Source organism: Flavobacterium psychraquaticum (assembly GCF_034497725.1).
Lineage (GTDB): Bacteria > Bacteroidota > Bacteroidia > Flavobacteriales > Flavobacteriaceae > Flavobacterium > Flavobacterium psychraquaticum.
On the sequence record NZ_JAXKVR010000030.1, the window covers coordinates 272574 to 289042 of the forward strand.

Consider the following 16469-nt stretch of genomic DNA (forward strand, 5'->3'; position numbering starts at 1 on the left):
TGAAAAGAAATTATTTAACTAATTTCACTTCTACTCTTCTGTTGTTAGCTTTACCTTTAGCAGTTTTATTAGAATCTACTGGAGTAGTTTCACCAAAACCTTTAGAAGATAATCTTGAAGCTTCGATACCTTGCTCAATTAAATAATCTTTAACTGCAGCAGCTCTATCTTCAGATAATTTTTGGTTCATTGCATCAGCACCATCACTATCTGTATGACCTTCTAAAGAGAATTCCGAGTTTGGATATTCTTTAAAGATAGCAGTCATAGCTTGTAAAACTGGGTAAGTTTGTTTTTGGAAAGAAGATTTCCCAGAGTTAAACAAGATTGTTTTACCGTAGTCATTTAATTTTTTCATTGCTTCTTCAGAAACTTCAGGACAACCGTTGTTAGCAACAGTTCCTTTAACAGAAGGACATTTGTCATCTTTATCAGCAACACCGTCTCCGTCAGTATCTGGCCAAGGACAACCACCGTTATCTTTTGCACCAGCGATAGTAGGACATCTGTCATCTTTATCAGCTACTCCGTCTCCGTCAGCATCTGGACAACCTTTCATCATTTTAGTACCTTTGTCGTTTGGACAAGCGTCTTCAGAATCAATGATTCCATCTCCGTCAGCATCAGGACAACCGTTTAATTCAGCTAAACCAGCTACATCTGGACATGAATCAAGAGAATCTTGAATTCCGTCTCCATCCGTGTCAGGACATCCTTTGAATTGTGGTAAACCTGCAACTTCTGGACATGCGTCATCTTTGTCGTAAATTCCATCATTATCTGTATCTTTACCTCCAAATTTGAAAGTTACACCAGCAAAATGTTGGATATGAGTTGGAACGTCTGCGTTCGCTACTCTTTCATCATCAAATGAGTGCTTGTAAGTAGATTGGAACTGTAAACCAACATTTTCTGTTACCCAGAAAGTTAACCCTAAACCTCCATTAACTGTACCTGCAGAAGCATCACCGAAAAATGTATAACCACCACCAATGTGTGCAGATGGGTCAAACCATTTTGTTCCGATCATTTCCATGAAGCTATATTTAACTGTAGCATCAATTCCGTAGTAAGATAAATCACCAGGATTACTAACGATGTCAGTAGCTGTAGTAGAAAAATCTCTAGCAACCCACTTGTCAATTTTGTTAACAGATCCCGCAACTCCAAAAGAGAAACCATCTCCAACGTATCTCGATACGTTTAAATAAGATACTGCAGGTAAAATATTCCAATTTTCATTAGCGTTAACTAATTGAATCCATTTTGGACTATCGTTTCCTACTGCACTAACTTTAGTGTCAACTCCGTTTACCCCAAAAGACACAGCCCAAGGGTTGTTACTGTCCTGTGCTTGCGATGTTAATCCCGCAAACAATAATGCAACAGCAAATAATTTGTTTAAATGTTTCATACTTATTTATTTAATTACAATACGTTATAATTATGACAAAAGTACTAATTTTTTTCAACAACAAAAATTTTTGTTAAAAAAAAACGCTTTTTTGTCTGATTTTACTTAATTATTCCCAATTCATTACCTACTTCTGTGAATGCCGCAATAGCTTTATCCAAATGTTCTTGGGTGTGTGCAGCAGATAATTGCACTCTAATTCGAGCTTTTCCTTTGGGAACTACTGGGAAGAAAAATCCTATAACATAAATTCCTTTTGTTAATAATTTTTCTGCCATAACTTGCGCTAATTTTGCATCATACAACATTACTGGTACAATTGCAGAATCTCCGTCTATAAAATCTAGACCTGCTTTTCTCATTCCTGCTTTGAAATAATTGGTATTCCACTCTAATTTATCTCGAAGTGTAGTGTCTTTTTCTAGCAGTTCAAAAACCTTTAATGACGCACCAACAATTGACGGCGCCAAAGAGTTTGAAAATAAATACGGACGAGAACGTTGACGTAAAATTTCAATAATTTCTTTTTTCGCAGTTGTATATCCACCCATTGCTCCACCTAAAGCTTTTCCTAATGTCCCTGTGATAATATCTACACGACCCATTACACCTTTAGCTTCTAACGTTCCTTTTCCTGTTGCACCAATAAATCCTGCTGCATGGCATTCATCAACCATTACCAAGGCATCATATTTATCTGCTAAATCGCAAATTTTATCTAATGGCGCCACTAATCCGTCCATAGAAAATACTCCGTCCGTTACAATTAACTTAAAACGATGCCCCGCTTCTGAAGCTTTAATTAGCTGTTGCTCTAAGTCATCCATATTAGAATTCTCATAGCGATAACGTGCTGCTTTACATAAACGTACTCCATCGATAATAGAAGCGTGGTTTAAACTATCCGAAATAATACAATCTTCTTCTCCTAATAAAGGCTCGAAAACTCCTCCATTTGCATCAAATGCTGCAGCGTATAAAATAGTATCTTCCGTTCCGTAGAAATTAGCAATTGTTTTCTCTAATTTTTTATGAATATCTTGTGTTCCACAAATGAAACGAACTGAAGACATTCCAAATCCGTGCGAATCTAATGTATCTTTAGCTGCTTGAACCACTTCTGGATGCGATGATAATCCCAAATAATTGTTAGAGCAGAAATTTAAAACCTCTTCTCCTGTTGAAACAGTAATTTTCGCTCCTTGAGGCGATGTAATTATACGTTCTTTTTTAAACAAACCATTTTCTTTAATGGTGTCTATTTCTTTTTGCAGGTGTTGTTGAATTTTTCCGTACATATTATTTATTCGTTTTGTTGTTTCTAATTTACCTTACAAAGTTACTACTTCTATTGCATCTCCTATATAGATTAACGCTTTTTTTGCAACTTCGTACTTCATCTCTTCCAAAGCCAATTGATATTCTTGCAATTGAACTTGGTGTTTTTTATGTTTTTCTCCTGTTTTATAATCTAATAAGTACGCTTTATTGTCTTTTATAGTTACTCTGTCAGGTTTACTGTTTTTCGTATCTTTTTTAATAATGTTTTGTTCGTTGAAGATTTTAGCATCGGATTGAAAAAATAGACTCAATTCTTCGTGATTTACAATCTTATCAATCGTTTCTTTAAATGTTGGAATTTGCGAAAAAGTAATCAATCCAAGTTCCGAAGCCTTAATCAGAGCTAAATCTACATCGTCTTTGGTCTGAATAAACGCCATAATTTCGTGCAGAATATTTCCGAAGTTGATCGCATCTTGCTGAATTGTTCCCCACATTAAAGCTTCACGCTGGGCAATATTTATATTTTTCGGATCTAATTTATGTGTAACTATTCCGATTTGTTCGTTTTTCCCTTCGTGTTCTTTGTTGGTGGAAATTCGATTTGCATTACCAAATTCGTATTCCAATTTAGATTCTTCGAACATTCCGAGATTCTGCAAGAATTCAATAAAATAATAGGATAAATTTTTTGTAACCAATTCGCCTTTTTTCGTAGTCACTTTATTTGAAATCACATACAATTGTTCTTCAGCACGCGTCAACGCCACATATAAAACATTAATCGTATCTAAAGTTTCTTCCTGGTTTTTGGTTTGGAAGATATTTCGTGCTTCTTCACCATAAGTTTCTACTTCTTTTCGATTGTTAATTAATGCTTTTGGCAAATCAATATTCGAATCTTCTAGCGGAATCCAAAGTCGGTCTTTTATTTTTCGGGAAAAATCTTCTTCGGCAAAAGGAAAAATTACGATTGGAAACTCCAAACCTTTCGATTTATGAATCGTCATAATCCGAACTGCGTTAGTTCCTTCGGGCGATGGAATACTTTTCTTAAATCCAATTTTATCCCAATAGTCTAAGAAATCAGCAATACTAGATTGAACTTTCACATCTTTTTCCAACACCAAATCTAAGAAATATTGCAAATAAGACGTATTTACCTTATCATTTAAAAAAGTCGCAATTAAAACCTCAACGGCTTCGTATAGTGACTTTTTCTTACAGTTTTTGAACGAAATTTCGATTCCAATTGTTTTTAAAAACGATTCTAAATCCGTCGCATTTTTATCTTTGGTAAATAATATAAAATCGTGAACTTCTAAATCAGTTTGCAAATACTTAGCTATAAAATATAAAAAATGAATTTTTGATTGATCATCTTTTGGATTTTTCAAATAACGAAGCAACGCAATTAGCAATTTCACTTCGGTTGCATTTTGAATCAATAAAGTTTCAGACGATAAAATTGGAATACTGTTTTCGGTTAAAAAGTTTGCTAGCTTAATTCCGGGTGCTTTTGTTCGCGTTAGCAAAACAACATCTTTGTATTCAAAACCATTTTCCAAGCATTTCTGAATCGTTTTTAACGTTTGATTCAAATAATACTTATCCTTTAAAGTAATCGAATCGTTGTCTGAATCAAATCCTTCAACTTCATCGTTCTCTTCAGGCACTTCTATAAACGACAAATTCACATAACCGCCTATTTTAGAATTTATTTTCTGATGTGATAAATTTTCATACAAATTGCGATAATCTTCGTTTTGAAATTTATCAGACAATTGCTTAAAAAACGCATTATTAAACTGAATTACTTCGCTATAACTTCGGTAATTTGTACCTAAACGCAAGGTTTCTTTATCTTTATTCGAAAACGGATTATAGCTTAAATCTTCTTTTGCCAAATCTATGAATTGCTCTGCTTTTCCACCACGCCAACGGTAAATTGCTTGTTTGGGATCGCCAACCAACATCAACGTTCCTTTCTGCCCATAATCGTCTTGACCCGCCAAAGCATTATCAATTAGTGGAATCAAGTTTTGCCATTGCATTACGGAAGTATCCTGAAATTCATCAATGAAATAATGACGGTATTTTTCGCCCAAACGTTCGTAAATAAAAGGTGCGGGCTGATTTTGAATTTCGTTATGAATAATTTTATTAAAATCGGAAATCGAAACTAAATTTTGTTCTTGCTGAATTTTCTTGAATTCCTGATAAATCGTATTAATTAAAGAAAGTGGATTTAGATTTTGTAGAAAAGCATCATACAATGAAAGTTTACCCACTTTTTCATTCAAAGCCAAAGTTGATGCTAAAATTTCATCTAGATTTTCATCTATGAAGTTTTTATCATTTTCTGGCGTATTTTTTGAATAAGGTGCTTTTGTTCCGTCTAAATAATTTACAATATTTTCATTGATGCTAAATTTATCATCCGCTATTTTTCCAAAATGATTGGTAACATATCCTCCGTAAAATGATTTTCGCGAAACGCCATTAGTATCAATTTTATCTAAAACACTTTGTGCAATTTCCTTACAACCAGCTTTTAACTGCTTAACTTCTTCTTGTAATTTCTTTTTAATCACGCCAAAATCATCCAGACTCTTTTCCGACATTTCTTTGATTTCTTCGGCGTTATTTTCGTTGGTGATTAATTGTGCAACCTTTAATAATTCGGCTGAAATGTCCCAATTTTTATCATCGTCGGTTCTGTCTTTTGAAAATTCTATTAGTAGTTTAGTCAAATTCACATCATCTCCAGCTTTTGAAATCACCAAATCGATTGCTTCTTGCAACAAAGAATCGGTATCTAGCGAAACTTCGAAATTTGGAGGCAAATCTAAATCTTGTGCGAAGGTTCGAATTACCTTGTGTGTGAATTTATCAATCGTAGAAATATCAAAAGCCGCATAATTGTGAATAATATTCTTGATAATTGCTTTCGATTTATCTTTAATTGTAGCAACGCTCAAATTCGTATCTTTTGAAACATCTCGCAATAAATCCATCGCTTTGTCCGAAGTATCATCGATTGAAAACTGGTACAAACTCGACACAATTCGGCTTTTCATTTCTTCCACCGCTTTATTGGTAAAAGTTATGGCTAAAATTTTTCGATAGGCGTCATCAGTACGTGCTAAAAAAAGGATTTTTAAATACTCTTTTGTTAGTGTATACGTTTTTCCGGATCCCGCCGATGCGTCGTAAATGGTAAAAGCTGCTGTTTCCAAATGTTATTTTTGTCTTAACAATAGTATTATAAGAACTATCTATTTTTGATTCCGAAGTTTAATTTGTAAATTTGATAAAAATATTACTAATTTAAAAATTAAATACTATGTCTTTTAACTTACCACAATTACCTTACGCTTATGAAGCGTTAGAGCCACATATTGATGCAAAAACAATGGAAATTCACCATTCAAAACATCATAATGCTTATGTTACAAACTTAAACAATGCTATTGCAGGAACAGATTTAGAAGGAAAATCTATTGAGGATATTATGAAAAACCTTGATATGACTAATATGGCTGTTAGAAATAATGGTGGTGGTCATTATAATCACAGTTTATTCTGGGAAATTATGTCGCCAAACGGTGGTGGTTTACCAACAGGTGAATTGGCAACTGCAATTGACGCAGCTTTTGGATCATTTGATGCTTTTAAAGCGGAGTTTTCTAAAGCTGGAGCAACTCGTTTTGGTTCAGGATGGGCTTGGTTAGCTTCAAAAGGTGGAAAACTTGAAGTTTGTTCTACACCAAACCAAGACAATCCATTAATGCCAGGTATGGATTGTGGCACTCCAATTTTAGGAATGGACGTTTGGGAACATGCTTATTATTTACATTACCAAAACCGTCGTCCTGATTATATGGAAGCATTTTTTAATGTTATCAATTGGGCTGAAGTTTCAAAACGTTACGCAGCTACAAAATAATTCAATACGTAATTATAAGAAAAGCCGAAGCATTTTAAAAATGCTTCGGCTTTTTTATGTTGTAATCATTTCTTTAAAAATAAAAAGGATGAAATTTCTTTCATCCTTTTTGCCCCAAATCTACCATAAAACTTAACCTACTAATTTTTTGGTAGAGCTAAAGTATAGCAAAGATCGTGTGTAGCATAAAATAATTGTTGAAAAGTATAAATAGTCGTTGAACTGCGTTAATTTGTATGAACTCAAAAGATTTGTAATGTAAATCCTAAAAAACAATACAAATACAAAACAAAAAAAGGTGAAATCTCTTTCACCTTTTTGCCCCAAATCTACCATAAAACTTAACCTACTAATTTTTTGGTAATGCTAAAGTATATCGATAAAAATGAATGTATTAATTTAATTGTTGAAAAGGCAAAATACTCGTTGAATTGCGTTTTTTTTAGAAGAAAAATAATTGTGAAGCGCCCGAAGAAATCAGCCGAGGTATAAAACAAAAAAAAAGGTGAAATCTCTTTCACCTTTTTGCCCCAAATCTACCATAAAACTTAACCTACTAATTTTTTGGTACTACTAAAGTATATTTATAAAACTGAATGCAATAATTTAATTGTTGAATGTAATAAAAAATCGATAAACTGCACTTTTTTAATAGGCTCGGGCATCTTTGCCTTCGTAGAAATTCATAAAAGCTCGGTTCACTACTCGGTTTCCACCCTTTGTTGGATAATCGCCTGTGAAATACCAATCACCTAAGTTTTTAGGACAAGCCTTATGCAAATTAGCAACTGTTTGAAAGATAATTTTAATTTCTGCTTTTGTTTCTAGCGGCGTCAACATTACAGCAATTTTATCGGAAATTTCTTGATCTGTGAACGGAGCATAAATTTCTTTTACATAATTTACGACATCCGTGTCATTGTAATCTTCTTGTGCTTTTGATTTTTTATAAACCTCATCTACGATATGATATAAGTTTCGGTCCTTTAAAAGTTCTAAAACAGCTCTAAAAGCAACTAAACCCTCAAGTTTTGCCATGTCAATTCCGTAGCAATCCGGATAACGAATTTGCGGTGCTGAAGAAACTACTACAATTTTTTTAGGATTTAAGCGATCCATCATTTTGATAATACTTTGTTTTAAGGTAGTTCCTCTTACAATACTATCGTCAATAATTACCAAATTGTCAGTTGGTTTCACCACGCCATAAGTTACATCGTAAACGTGCGCTACTAAATCATCTCTACTACTATCTTCAGTAATAAAAGTTCTTAATTTGGCATCTTTAATTGCGATTTTCTCCGTTCTGATTTTAACGGACAGCAATTCTTTCAGCGATTCTAGTGTTAAAGAATCTCTATCTTTGATAATCGCTTTTGCTTTTCTTTTATTTAAGAAGTCTTGAGCTGCTTCAGACATTCCAAAGAATGAAGTCTCAGCCGTATTGGGAATGTAAGAGAAAACTGTATTATCTGTATCGTTATTAATGGCTTTCAAAATGGAAGGAAAGATTAATTTCCCTAATTCTTTACGTTCTTGATAAATTTCGGCATCACTACCTCGAGAAAAATAAACACGTTCAAACGAACATGCTTTTTTAACTAGTGGTTCTCTAACTTGTTCGATAGTGACTTTCCCATCCTTTTTAATAATAATAGCACAACCCGGTTCTAATTCTTGAACTTTTTCGAAAGGCACATTGAATACCGTTTGAATAACCGGACGTTCAGAAGTTACAACTACAATTTCATCATCTTCATAAAAATAAGCAGGACGAATTCCGGCAGGATCGCGCAATACGAAAGAATCACCGTGACCTAAAAGTCCGGCCATGGCATAACCTCCATCAAAATTTCTTGAAGCGCGTTCTAAAATGCGTTGGATATTTAAACGTTCGCCAATTATTGCTGATGCTTCTTGTTTCGAATACCCTTCATTTTTACAATCTCTATATAAATGAGTTACTTCATCGTCTAAAAAATGTCCGATTTTTTCCATTACAGTAACGGTATCAGCCATTTGTTTTGGATGTTGTCCTAAGTCAATTAAGTTTTGAAACAACTCTTTCACATTGGTCATGTTGAAATTTCCCGCAATAATTAAATTACGATGCATCCAGTTGTTTTGACGTAAAAAAGGGTGCACACTTTCAATGCTATTTTTTCCAAAAGTCCCATAACGAACGTGACCTAAAAATAATTCTGCGATATACGGAATGTTTTTCTTTTGAAGTGCCACATTATCTTGATATTCTGGATGTGCTTCTAACTCCCCCGCAATACGTTGATTAATTTGCGAAAAGATATCTTTGATTGCATGCGTATCATTTGAGCGTACTCTACTAATGTATCTTTCACCTGGATTTACATCTAATTTAATACTTGCTAATCCGGCTCCGTCTTGACCGCGGTTGTGTTGTTTTTCTAAAAGCAAATACATTTTTTGTACGCCGTAAAAAGCAGTTCCGTATTTTTCTTTATAGAATTCTAACGGTTTTTTTAATCGTAGTAATGCAATTCCACATTCGTGTTGTATAGCGTCACTCATAAGTTGTTGTGTTGTGAGGGTTGTTGTTTTATTTTATAGTTGTAACAAAAATGCCCCGAAATTTCGGGGCACGTTTTATTATTCTTCTAATTCGATTTCAAATTGTGTTAACGCTTTAAATTGTCTTAAACGCGCATTCACTTCTTTTTTATCTAAGCTTTCCATTCGTTCTGTTCCAAATTTCTCCACACAGAAGGAAGCTAAGTTAGAGCCATAAATAATGGCATTTTTCATGTTGTCAAATGAAATGTTTTCAGATTGTGTAATATAACCTGCAAAACCTCCTGCAAAAGTATCACCAGCACCTGTTGGATCAAATACTTCTTCTAATGGTAATGCCGGAGCAAAGAACACTTCTTTTCCTTGGAACAATAACGCTCCGTGTTCTCCTTTTTTGATCACTACATATTTTGGTCCCATTGTGTGAATCTTAGCCGCTGCTTTTACTAAAGAATATTCTCCTGATAACTGACGTGCTTCTTCATCGTTAATTGTTATTACATCCACACGTTTAATTACGTCTAACAATTCAGGTAACGCACAATCCATCCAGAAGTTCATTGTATCTAGTACAATTAATTTTGGTTGTGTTGTCATTTGGTTCAAAACACCCGATTGAACTATAGGATGTAAATTTCCTAGCAATACGATATCAGAATTTTTATATGCTTCAGGAACAATTGGATTGAAATCTGCTAAAACGTTTAATTCAGTGATTAAAGTATCACGAGAATTTAAATCGTTGTGGTATTTGCCACTCCAAAAGAATGTTTTTCCGCCTTTAACTATTTCAATTCCATCGATATTTACATTTTTACTTTCTAATAAATCTAAATATTCCTTTGGAAAATCTTCTCCTACAACAGAAACTATCGCTGCATCTACATTAAAAAAATTAGAAGCTAAACCGATATAAGTTGCTGCTCCACCTAAAATCTTGTCCGTTTTCCCGAAAGGAGTTTCAATAGCATCAAAAGCTACTGTTCCTACTATTAATAATTTGTTCATCAATATTGATTTGAAATAAGGGCCAAAGATAAAACTTTAGTTTCAAAGTTTAGTTTCAAACCTTAAACTTTTTAGGTAAATTTGTGAAAAATACTATTTAAAAACCTCACATCAAGCTATTCGAAATACTATGAAAACGAAATTATTTTTACTCCTGACGATTCTTTTTTCAATTTGTACTTATTCGCAAAAAACAATTATTGGCAAATGGAAAACGATAGACGATTCTACAAAAGAGGCAAAATCGATAGTTGAAATATATAAATTGAATAATGAGTATTTTGGTAAAATAACTACCATATTAAACGATGCAGATAAAGACAAAGTATGTATTAAATGCAATGGGACAGATAAAAACAAACCTATTGAAGGTTTAATAATTATCAAAAAACTATCTAAAAACGAAAATGTGTACAATGATGGTACAATTACTGATCCTGAAAATGGTAAAACCTACACTTGTAAAATTTGGTTAGACGAGAAAAACGAAAATATTTTAAATGTAAGAGGCTCTATTGCTTTCTTTTACAGAACGCAGCAGTGGAAACGCGTAAATTAAAATTTATTTCGCTTCTAAATTTTCATAATACGAATCAATAGAAAGTTGTTTTTGTTGCGAAGCCATAACTGCTAATTCATCACATCTTTCATTTTGTGGATGACTGTTGTGGCCTTTTACCCACTGAAAATCGACCTGATGTTGGCGGTAAATTTTTAAAAAACGCATCCATAGATCTGGGTTTTTTTTGGCTTTGAAGTTTATTTTTTCCCACTGAAATACCCAGCGTTTTTCAACAGCATCTACTACATATTTAGAATCGGAAACTACTAAAACTTTAGTTTTTGGATTTTTTAGCTTTTCCAAACCCACAATTACGGCTAATAATTCCATTCTATTGTTTGTAGAAAGTCTAAAACCTTCAAAAAATTCTCTTTTATAAGGTGTTCCTACTAATTCCATTACTACGCCATAACCTGCTGGTCCAGGATTTCCTTTGGCAGCGCCGTCTGTATAAATATGTACTTCGTGTGACAAAATAAGTTTTATTTTTTTGAATTTAAAATTTCAGAAATAATTACAGGGAAATAACGATGCTCTAATTCATAAATTTTGGAAGCAATTTCTTCTGCAGATTGACAATCTTCAATATTGACGGATTTTTGAAAAATAAATTCTCCTTCATCATAGTTTTCGTTCACATAATGAATGGTAATTCCAGTTTCTTTCTCTTTATTCTCCAAAACGGATTGATGCACATGCATTCCGTACATTCCTTTTCCACCGTATTTTGGCAAAAGTGCTGGATGAATATTGATCACATTTGGAAATTCTTTCAGGATACTTTCTGGGAATTTAAGCAGAAATCCGGCTAAAACTATTAAGTCCGGTTTAAAATTACGGAGTTCTTTTAAGACAAAACCTTCATTTAATTCCATTCTATTAAAAACCACGGATGGAATTTCGTGATTTTTAGCTCTATCGAGTACTTTGGCATCTGATTTGTTAGTAAAGATCGCGACCACAGTTCCTTGGCTATTATTTTTAAAATATCTAATAATTTCTTCGGCATTAGTCCCATTTCCGGATGCAAAAAGCACAATATTTTTCATTTGATGTAGATTTCTTCCACAAAAAAAAGGATAAATTTTGGTAATAAATAAAAAAAAGAAGCCTTTGTGAATATTTTTTTTTAAATTCGTGGTCACATTTAGTAACAAAAGGGTGGTTTTAAGATAAAGTTTTTTATTTTTGCCATCAAATTAAATTAAAAATTAAAGATTATGTCAGACATTGCATCAAGAGTAAAAGCGATTATCGTAGACAAATTAGGTGTTGACGAAAACGAAGTTGTAACAGAAGCTAGCTTCACTAACGATTTAGGAGCTGATTCATTAGACACTGTTGAGCTTATTATGGAGTTCGAAAAAGAATTTGATATTCAAATTCCGGACGACCAAGCTGAAAACATTGCTACTGTAGGTCAAGCGATCTCTTACATCGAGGAGGCTAAGAAATAATAAAAAGGCATCCACATCGATTTTCTTTGTGGATGCTATTATTTTCTGTTCCTCTTTTAAATCTTTTAAAAAGATTTTGCAAACATTGATTGTATTACAATCATAAAATAAAAAAATATGTAATACCCATTGTTTCTTTTAGTTCTTATTAAAAGCACATTGGGTTTTTTTTATATAATTCGAAAATTAAAAACTATGCAATTAAAGCGCGTTGTGGTAACCGGACTTGGAGCTTTAACCCCAATCGGAAATACTATTCAAGAATATTGGGAAGCGTTGATTAGCGGAAAAAGTGGTGCTGCTCCTATAACTTATTACGATACGGAAAAACATAAAACAAAATTCGCTTGCGAAGTTAAAAACTTCAATATTGAGGATTATATGGATCGTAAAGAATCTCGTAGGTTGGATAAATTTGCGCAGTATGCTGTTGCCGCTAGTGACGAAGCTATTAAAGATGCGGGCCTTACAGAAGCAAACATAAACAAACACAGAGTAGGTGTTATTTGGGGAGCTGGTATTGGTGGTTTACAAACTTTCCAAGATGAAGTGATGTATTACGCTAAAGGTGATGGAACTCCAAAATTCAATCCATTCTTTATCCCTAAAATGATTGCCGACATTGCTCCTGCTCATATTTCAATGAGAAACGGCTATATGGGACCAAACTATACTACTGTTTCGGCTTGCGCTTCTTCTGCAAATGCTTTGATAGACGCATACAATTACATCCGTTTAGGAATGTGTGACGTCATAATTTCTGGTGGTTCAGAAGCAGCTGTAACAATAGCTGGAATGGGCGGGTTTAACTCAATGCACGCTTTATCTACTAGAAATGAAAGTCCAGAAACGGCTTCAAGACCTTTTGATGCCACGAGAGACGGTTTCGTTCTTGGCGAAGGATCAGGCGCATTAGTTTTAGAAGAATATGAACATGCAAAGGCACGTGGTGCAAAAATATATTGTGAAATGGGCGGTGGTGGAATGTCTTCGGATGCTTATCATTTAACTGCGCCTCATCCGGAAGGAATTGGGGTAATTGCGGTTATGGAAAATACTTTGCGTGACGCCGGTATGACGCCAGACCAAGTAGATCACATCAACACGCACGGAACTTCAACTCCACTTGGAGATGTAGCCGAATTGAAAGCGATTAGTCATGTTTTTGGTGATCACGCAAAAAACATCAACATCAATTCAACAAAGTCAATGACCGGACATTTATTAGGAGCCGCGGGAGCTATAGAAGCTATTGCATCTATTTTAGCGATGCAACACGGAATAGTTCCTCCAACAATAAATCATACAGTTGCAGATGAAAATATAGACCCATCGTTAAATTTAACTTTAAACAAACCCCAAAAAAGAGAAATTAAAGTTGCTATGAGCAACACTTTTGGTTTTGGTGGACACAACGCTTGTGTATTGTTTAAAAAATTAGAAGAGTAAATAGATGCGTCGTTTTCTAAGTAAAATATCAAGAAAGTCCCGTTCTGCAGAAGACGGGACTTTTTTTGAAAAACTTGTAAAAATATTGGGTTTTGAACCAAAAGACCTACAGTATTATAAAAAAGCTTTTACCCATCGCTCTGCAAATAAGTTAGATGCTAGTGGAATACCTTTTAACTATGAGCGTTTAGAATTCTTAGGCGATGCAATGCTCGGCAGTGTGATAGCAGCACATTTATACAATGAAGTACCAGGTGGAGACGAAGGTTATTTAACTAAAATGCGTTCAAAAATCGTAAGTCGTGAACATTTAAACGAACTAGGAAGAGATTTTAATTTAGTTGGTTTTGTAGAGAGTAAAGTGAATTCGAGCCAATTTGGCGAAAACATTCACGGAAATTTATTTGAAGCTTTTATAGGTGCCATTTATTTGGATCGAGGGTATAGCTTTTGTGAAAAATTCATTCGTACAAAAATAATTAAACAATATGTTAACATAGCACAACTTGAAGGAAAGGTAATTAGCTATAAAAGTTTAATTATCGAATGGTGCCAAAAAGAAAAACTATCATTTGCTTTTGATTTTGTTGAAGATAACGGAATCGAGGGTCAAAAATATTTTGGCGTAAAACTTCTGATTGATCAAAAAATCATCTCAAAAGCGAGAGCTACATCTAAGAAAAAAGCAGAAGAAAAAGCATCACAACGAGCTTATTTTGCCCTGCAAGAAAAAATTTCTAAAAAATAATATAAATCTTTTTACTTATTAAATTAACGTTAAGAACCACAAACCAACAGTATTTAACGCTTTTTAATACTATCTTTGCATTCAAATTATACCCGATGATAACACATAAAATTCTAATAAACGATTTTATTTCAGAGGATTATGAACTTATTGCACTTCATTCTTCACTGGATGATTACAAATTAGCTTACCTTATCAACAATTTATTGAATATTCATTTAAAAAAAAATAATTTCAATATCGAAATTGAAATTGAAGAAGGAAAAAGTTCCTTTAGCAACTTCACATTTGAAGATAAAAAAAATGATGTTACCTGGAGTTTAATAGCAAACAAAACTACTATTGTAACAGACAAACACAAATCTTCACAACTTTTTGACGCTGTAGATATTACTGTTTTTTTACTACCCGAATATCGAAAAGCTGATTATCTATTGAAAATAGAAAATAGTGACTATGACTTCAATGAAGACGAAATCATCGGAAAAATTTTATCCATGAAAACTATATCTACGGCCTATGCTTTAGACCCAAATAACTTAAAATCTAAAAACAACTTAATTTTTTAATACCAATGTTAACCAATAAAAAGACTAAAATTGTAGCTACGCTCGGCCCTGCATGCAGCACAAAGGAAGTGATAAAGAAGATGATTGATGCAGGAGTAAACGTATTTAGAATTAACTTTTCGCATGCTGATTATACCGATGTAAAAGAACGCATTGACATGATTAGAGAACTTAACGAGGAATTTGGTTACACAACTTCCATATTAGGCGATTTACAAGGTCCAAAACTTCGCGTAGGCGTAATGAAAGAAGATGTTGTAGTTAATAAAGGTGATAAAATTACTTTCACCACAGCCGAAGATATTTTAGGAACGGCTTCTAAAGTCTATATGAATTATAAGGAGTTTCCAAAAGATGTAAATCCGGGTGAACGTATTTTGTTAGACGACGGAAAATTAATTTTCGAAGTTACTAAAACAGATAAAAACACAGAAGTTGAAGCAGTAGTAATTCAAGGCGGACCTTTACGTTCTAAAAAAGGGGTAAACCTACCAAACACAGCCGTTTCATTACCTGCGTTAACGCCAAAAGATATAAAAGATGCTATTTTCGCAATCGAAAACAAAGTAGATTGGATCGCTTTATCATTTGTGAGAACGTCTAAAGATTTAGAAGAATTACAAGATTTAATTGCAGAACATTCAGATCATAAAATTCCAATTATCGCTAAAATTGAAAAACCAGAAGCAGTTGAAAATATTGATAAAATTGTAGCCTTTTGTGATGGATTAATGGTGGCTCGTGGTGATTTAGGTGTTGAAGTGCCAGCGGAAGAAGTGCCTTTAATTCAGAAAAAACTTATCCATAGAGCAAAAACAGCCCGAATTCCGGTAATTGTGGCCACACAAATGATGGAAACGATGATTACCAGCTTAACGCCAACGCGTGCTGAAGTAAACGACGTAGCGAACTCAGTAATGGACGGAGCAGATGCCGTAATGTTATCTGCCGAAACTTCTGTAGGTAATTATCCTGTTGAAGTAATTGAAACGATGACAAGAATTATTGAAAGTGTAGAAGATTCGCCACTTATCAAAATGCCTTTGACACAACCTATGATTAAAAACAAACGTTATATTACTAAAACTATTTGTTATCACGCGGCCTTAATGGCTGATACAATTAATGCAAAAGCGATTACAACTTTAACGAATTCTGGTTATACAGCTTTTCAAATTTCGGCATGGCGCCCAAAATCTCATATTTTAGTATTTACTTCTAATAAAAGAATTTTAACCCAATTAAACCTTTTATGGGGAGTTAGAGCTTATTTTTACGACAAATTAGTAAGTACAGATGACACTATTGAAGACATAAACCTTATTTGTAAGAATAAAAATTATGTAACTAAAGGTGATATGGTGGTTAATTTAGCTGCAATGCCCGTAATTGAAAAAGGAATGGTAAACACATTGCGAGTTTCTGAAATTGAATAATTTTAACAACTATATAAATTGCAAAGCTGCCCGAAAAGGCGGCTTTTTT

General features: G+C 33.7%; 14 protein-coding genes. 7 read left to right on the top strand and 7 right to left on the bottom strand.

Annotated elements, in window-relative coordinates:
• Positions 1-10: 10 nt before the first annotated feature.
• The 3 genes from T1L09_RS10925 to T1L09_RS10935 form a co-directional block, all read right to left on the bottom strand.
• The gene (locus T1L09_RS10925) at positions 11-1414 is read right to left on the bottom strand and encodes an OmpA family protein (RefSeq protein WP_322550995.1); all 1404 of its coding nucleotides are present in this window, start codon (positions 1412-1414) and stop codon (positions 11-13) included.
• A gap of 101 nt (positions 1415-1515) precedes the next feature.
• Positions 1516-2712, bottom strand: a complete 1197-nt coding sequence (kbl, locus tag T1L09_RS10930; protein WP_322550996.1) for a glycine C-acetyltransferase — start codon at positions 2710-2712, stop codon at positions 1516-1518.
• A gap of 33 nt (positions 2713-2745) precedes the next feature.
• Entirely contained in the window at positions 2746-5934 is a 3189-nt protein-coding gene (locus T1L09_RS10935; RefSeq protein ID WP_322550997.1) for a UvrD-helicase domain-containing protein, read from the bottom strand.
• 107 nt (positions 5935-6041) lie between these two features.
• Here T1L09_RS10935 and T1L09_RS10940 point away from each other — a divergent pair, with 107 nt between their 5' ends.
• Positions 6042-6644 (top strand): superoxide dismutase, encoded by a 603-nt coding sequence (locus T1L09_RS10940; protein WP_322550998.1) that lies wholly within the window; start codon positions 6042-6044, stop codon positions 6642-6644.
• Positions 6645-7292: 648 nt separating this feature from the next.
• Here the strand turns inward: T1L09_RS10940 and T1L09_RS10945 are convergent.
• Together T1L09_RS10945 and T1L09_RS10950 are read right to left on the bottom strand one after the other, a co-directional pair.
• Positions 7293-9191 carry an amidophosphoribosyltransferase gene (locus T1L09_RS10945; protein WP_322550999.1) on the bottom strand — a complete coding sequence of 633 codons (1899 nt, stop codon included), beginning with the start codon at positions 9189-9191 and terminating at the stop codon, positions 7293-7295.
• Positions 9192-9269: 78 nt separating this feature from the next.
• A complete protein-coding gene (locus tag T1L09_RS10950) occupies positions 9270-10199 on the bottom strand; it encodes a PfkB family carbohydrate kinase (RefSeq protein ID WP_322551000.1) in 930 nt (309 codons plus the stop codon).
• 130 nt (positions 10200-10329) lie between these two features.
• Here T1L09_RS10950 and T1L09_RS10955 point away from each other — a divergent pair, with 130 nt between their 5' ends.
• Positions 10330-10758 carry a DUF2147 domain-containing protein gene (locus tag T1L09_RS10955; protein WP_322551001.1) on the top strand — a complete coding sequence of 143 codons (429 nt, stop codon included), beginning with the start codon at positions 10330-10332 and terminating at the stop codon, positions 10756-10758.
• 3 nt (positions 10759-10761) lie between these two features.
• On the opposite strand, the gene rnhA is transcribed toward T1L09_RS10955, so the two are convergent.
• Both rnhA and purN read right to left on the bottom strand, forming a co-directional pair.
• On the bottom strand, positions 10762-11235 hold the full coding sequence (gene rnhA / locus T1L09_RS10960; protein ID WP_322551002.1) for a ribonuclease HI: 474 nt from the start codon (positions 11233-11235) through the stop codon (positions 10762-10764).
• Positions 11236-11243: 8 nt separating this feature from the next.
• Positions 11244-11810, bottom strand: coding sequence for a phosphoribosylglycinamide formyltransferase (gene purN, locus T1L09_RS10965; RefSeq protein ID WP_322551003.1), 567 nt, complete (start codon positions 11808-11810; stop codon positions 11244-11246).
• Between the two features lie 171 nt (positions 11811-11981).
• Between purN and T1L09_RS10970 the strand changes: the two genes are divergently transcribed.
• The 5 genes from T1L09_RS10970 to pyk all read left to right on the top strand — a co-directional run bounded on the left by T1L09_RS10970 (position 11982) and on the right by pyk (position 16420).
• Positions 11982-12218 (top strand): acyl carrier protein, encoded by a 237-nt coding sequence (locus tag T1L09_RS10970; RefSeq protein WP_007137004.1) that lies wholly within the window; start codon positions 11982-11984, stop codon positions 12216-12218.
• Positions 12219-12413: 195 nt separating this feature from the next.
• Positions 12414-13667, top strand: coding sequence for a beta-ketoacyl-ACP synthase II (gene fabF / locus T1L09_RS10975; RefSeq protein WP_322551004.1), 1254 nt, complete (start codon positions 12414-12416; stop codon positions 13665-13667).
• Positions 13668-13671: 4 nt separating this feature from the next.
• On the top strand, positions 13672-14415 hold the full coding sequence (rnc, locus tag T1L09_RS10980) for a ribonuclease III (protein ID WP_322551005.1): 744 nt from the start codon (positions 13672-13674) through the stop codon (positions 14413-14415).
• A gap of 95 nt (positions 14416-14510) precedes the next feature.
• Positions 14511-14984 carry an IPExxxVDY family protein gene (locus T1L09_RS10985; RefSeq protein ID WP_322551006.1) on the top strand — a complete coding sequence of 158 codons (474 nt, stop codon included), beginning with the start codon at positions 14511-14513 and terminating at the stop codon, positions 14982-14984.
• 5 nt (positions 14985-14989) lie between these two features.
• Positions 14990-16420, top strand: coding sequence for a pyruvate kinase (pyk, locus tag T1L09_RS10990; protein WP_322551007.1), 1431 nt, complete (start codon positions 14990-14992; stop codon positions 16418-16420).
• Positions 16421-16469 lie beyond the last annotated feature (49 nt).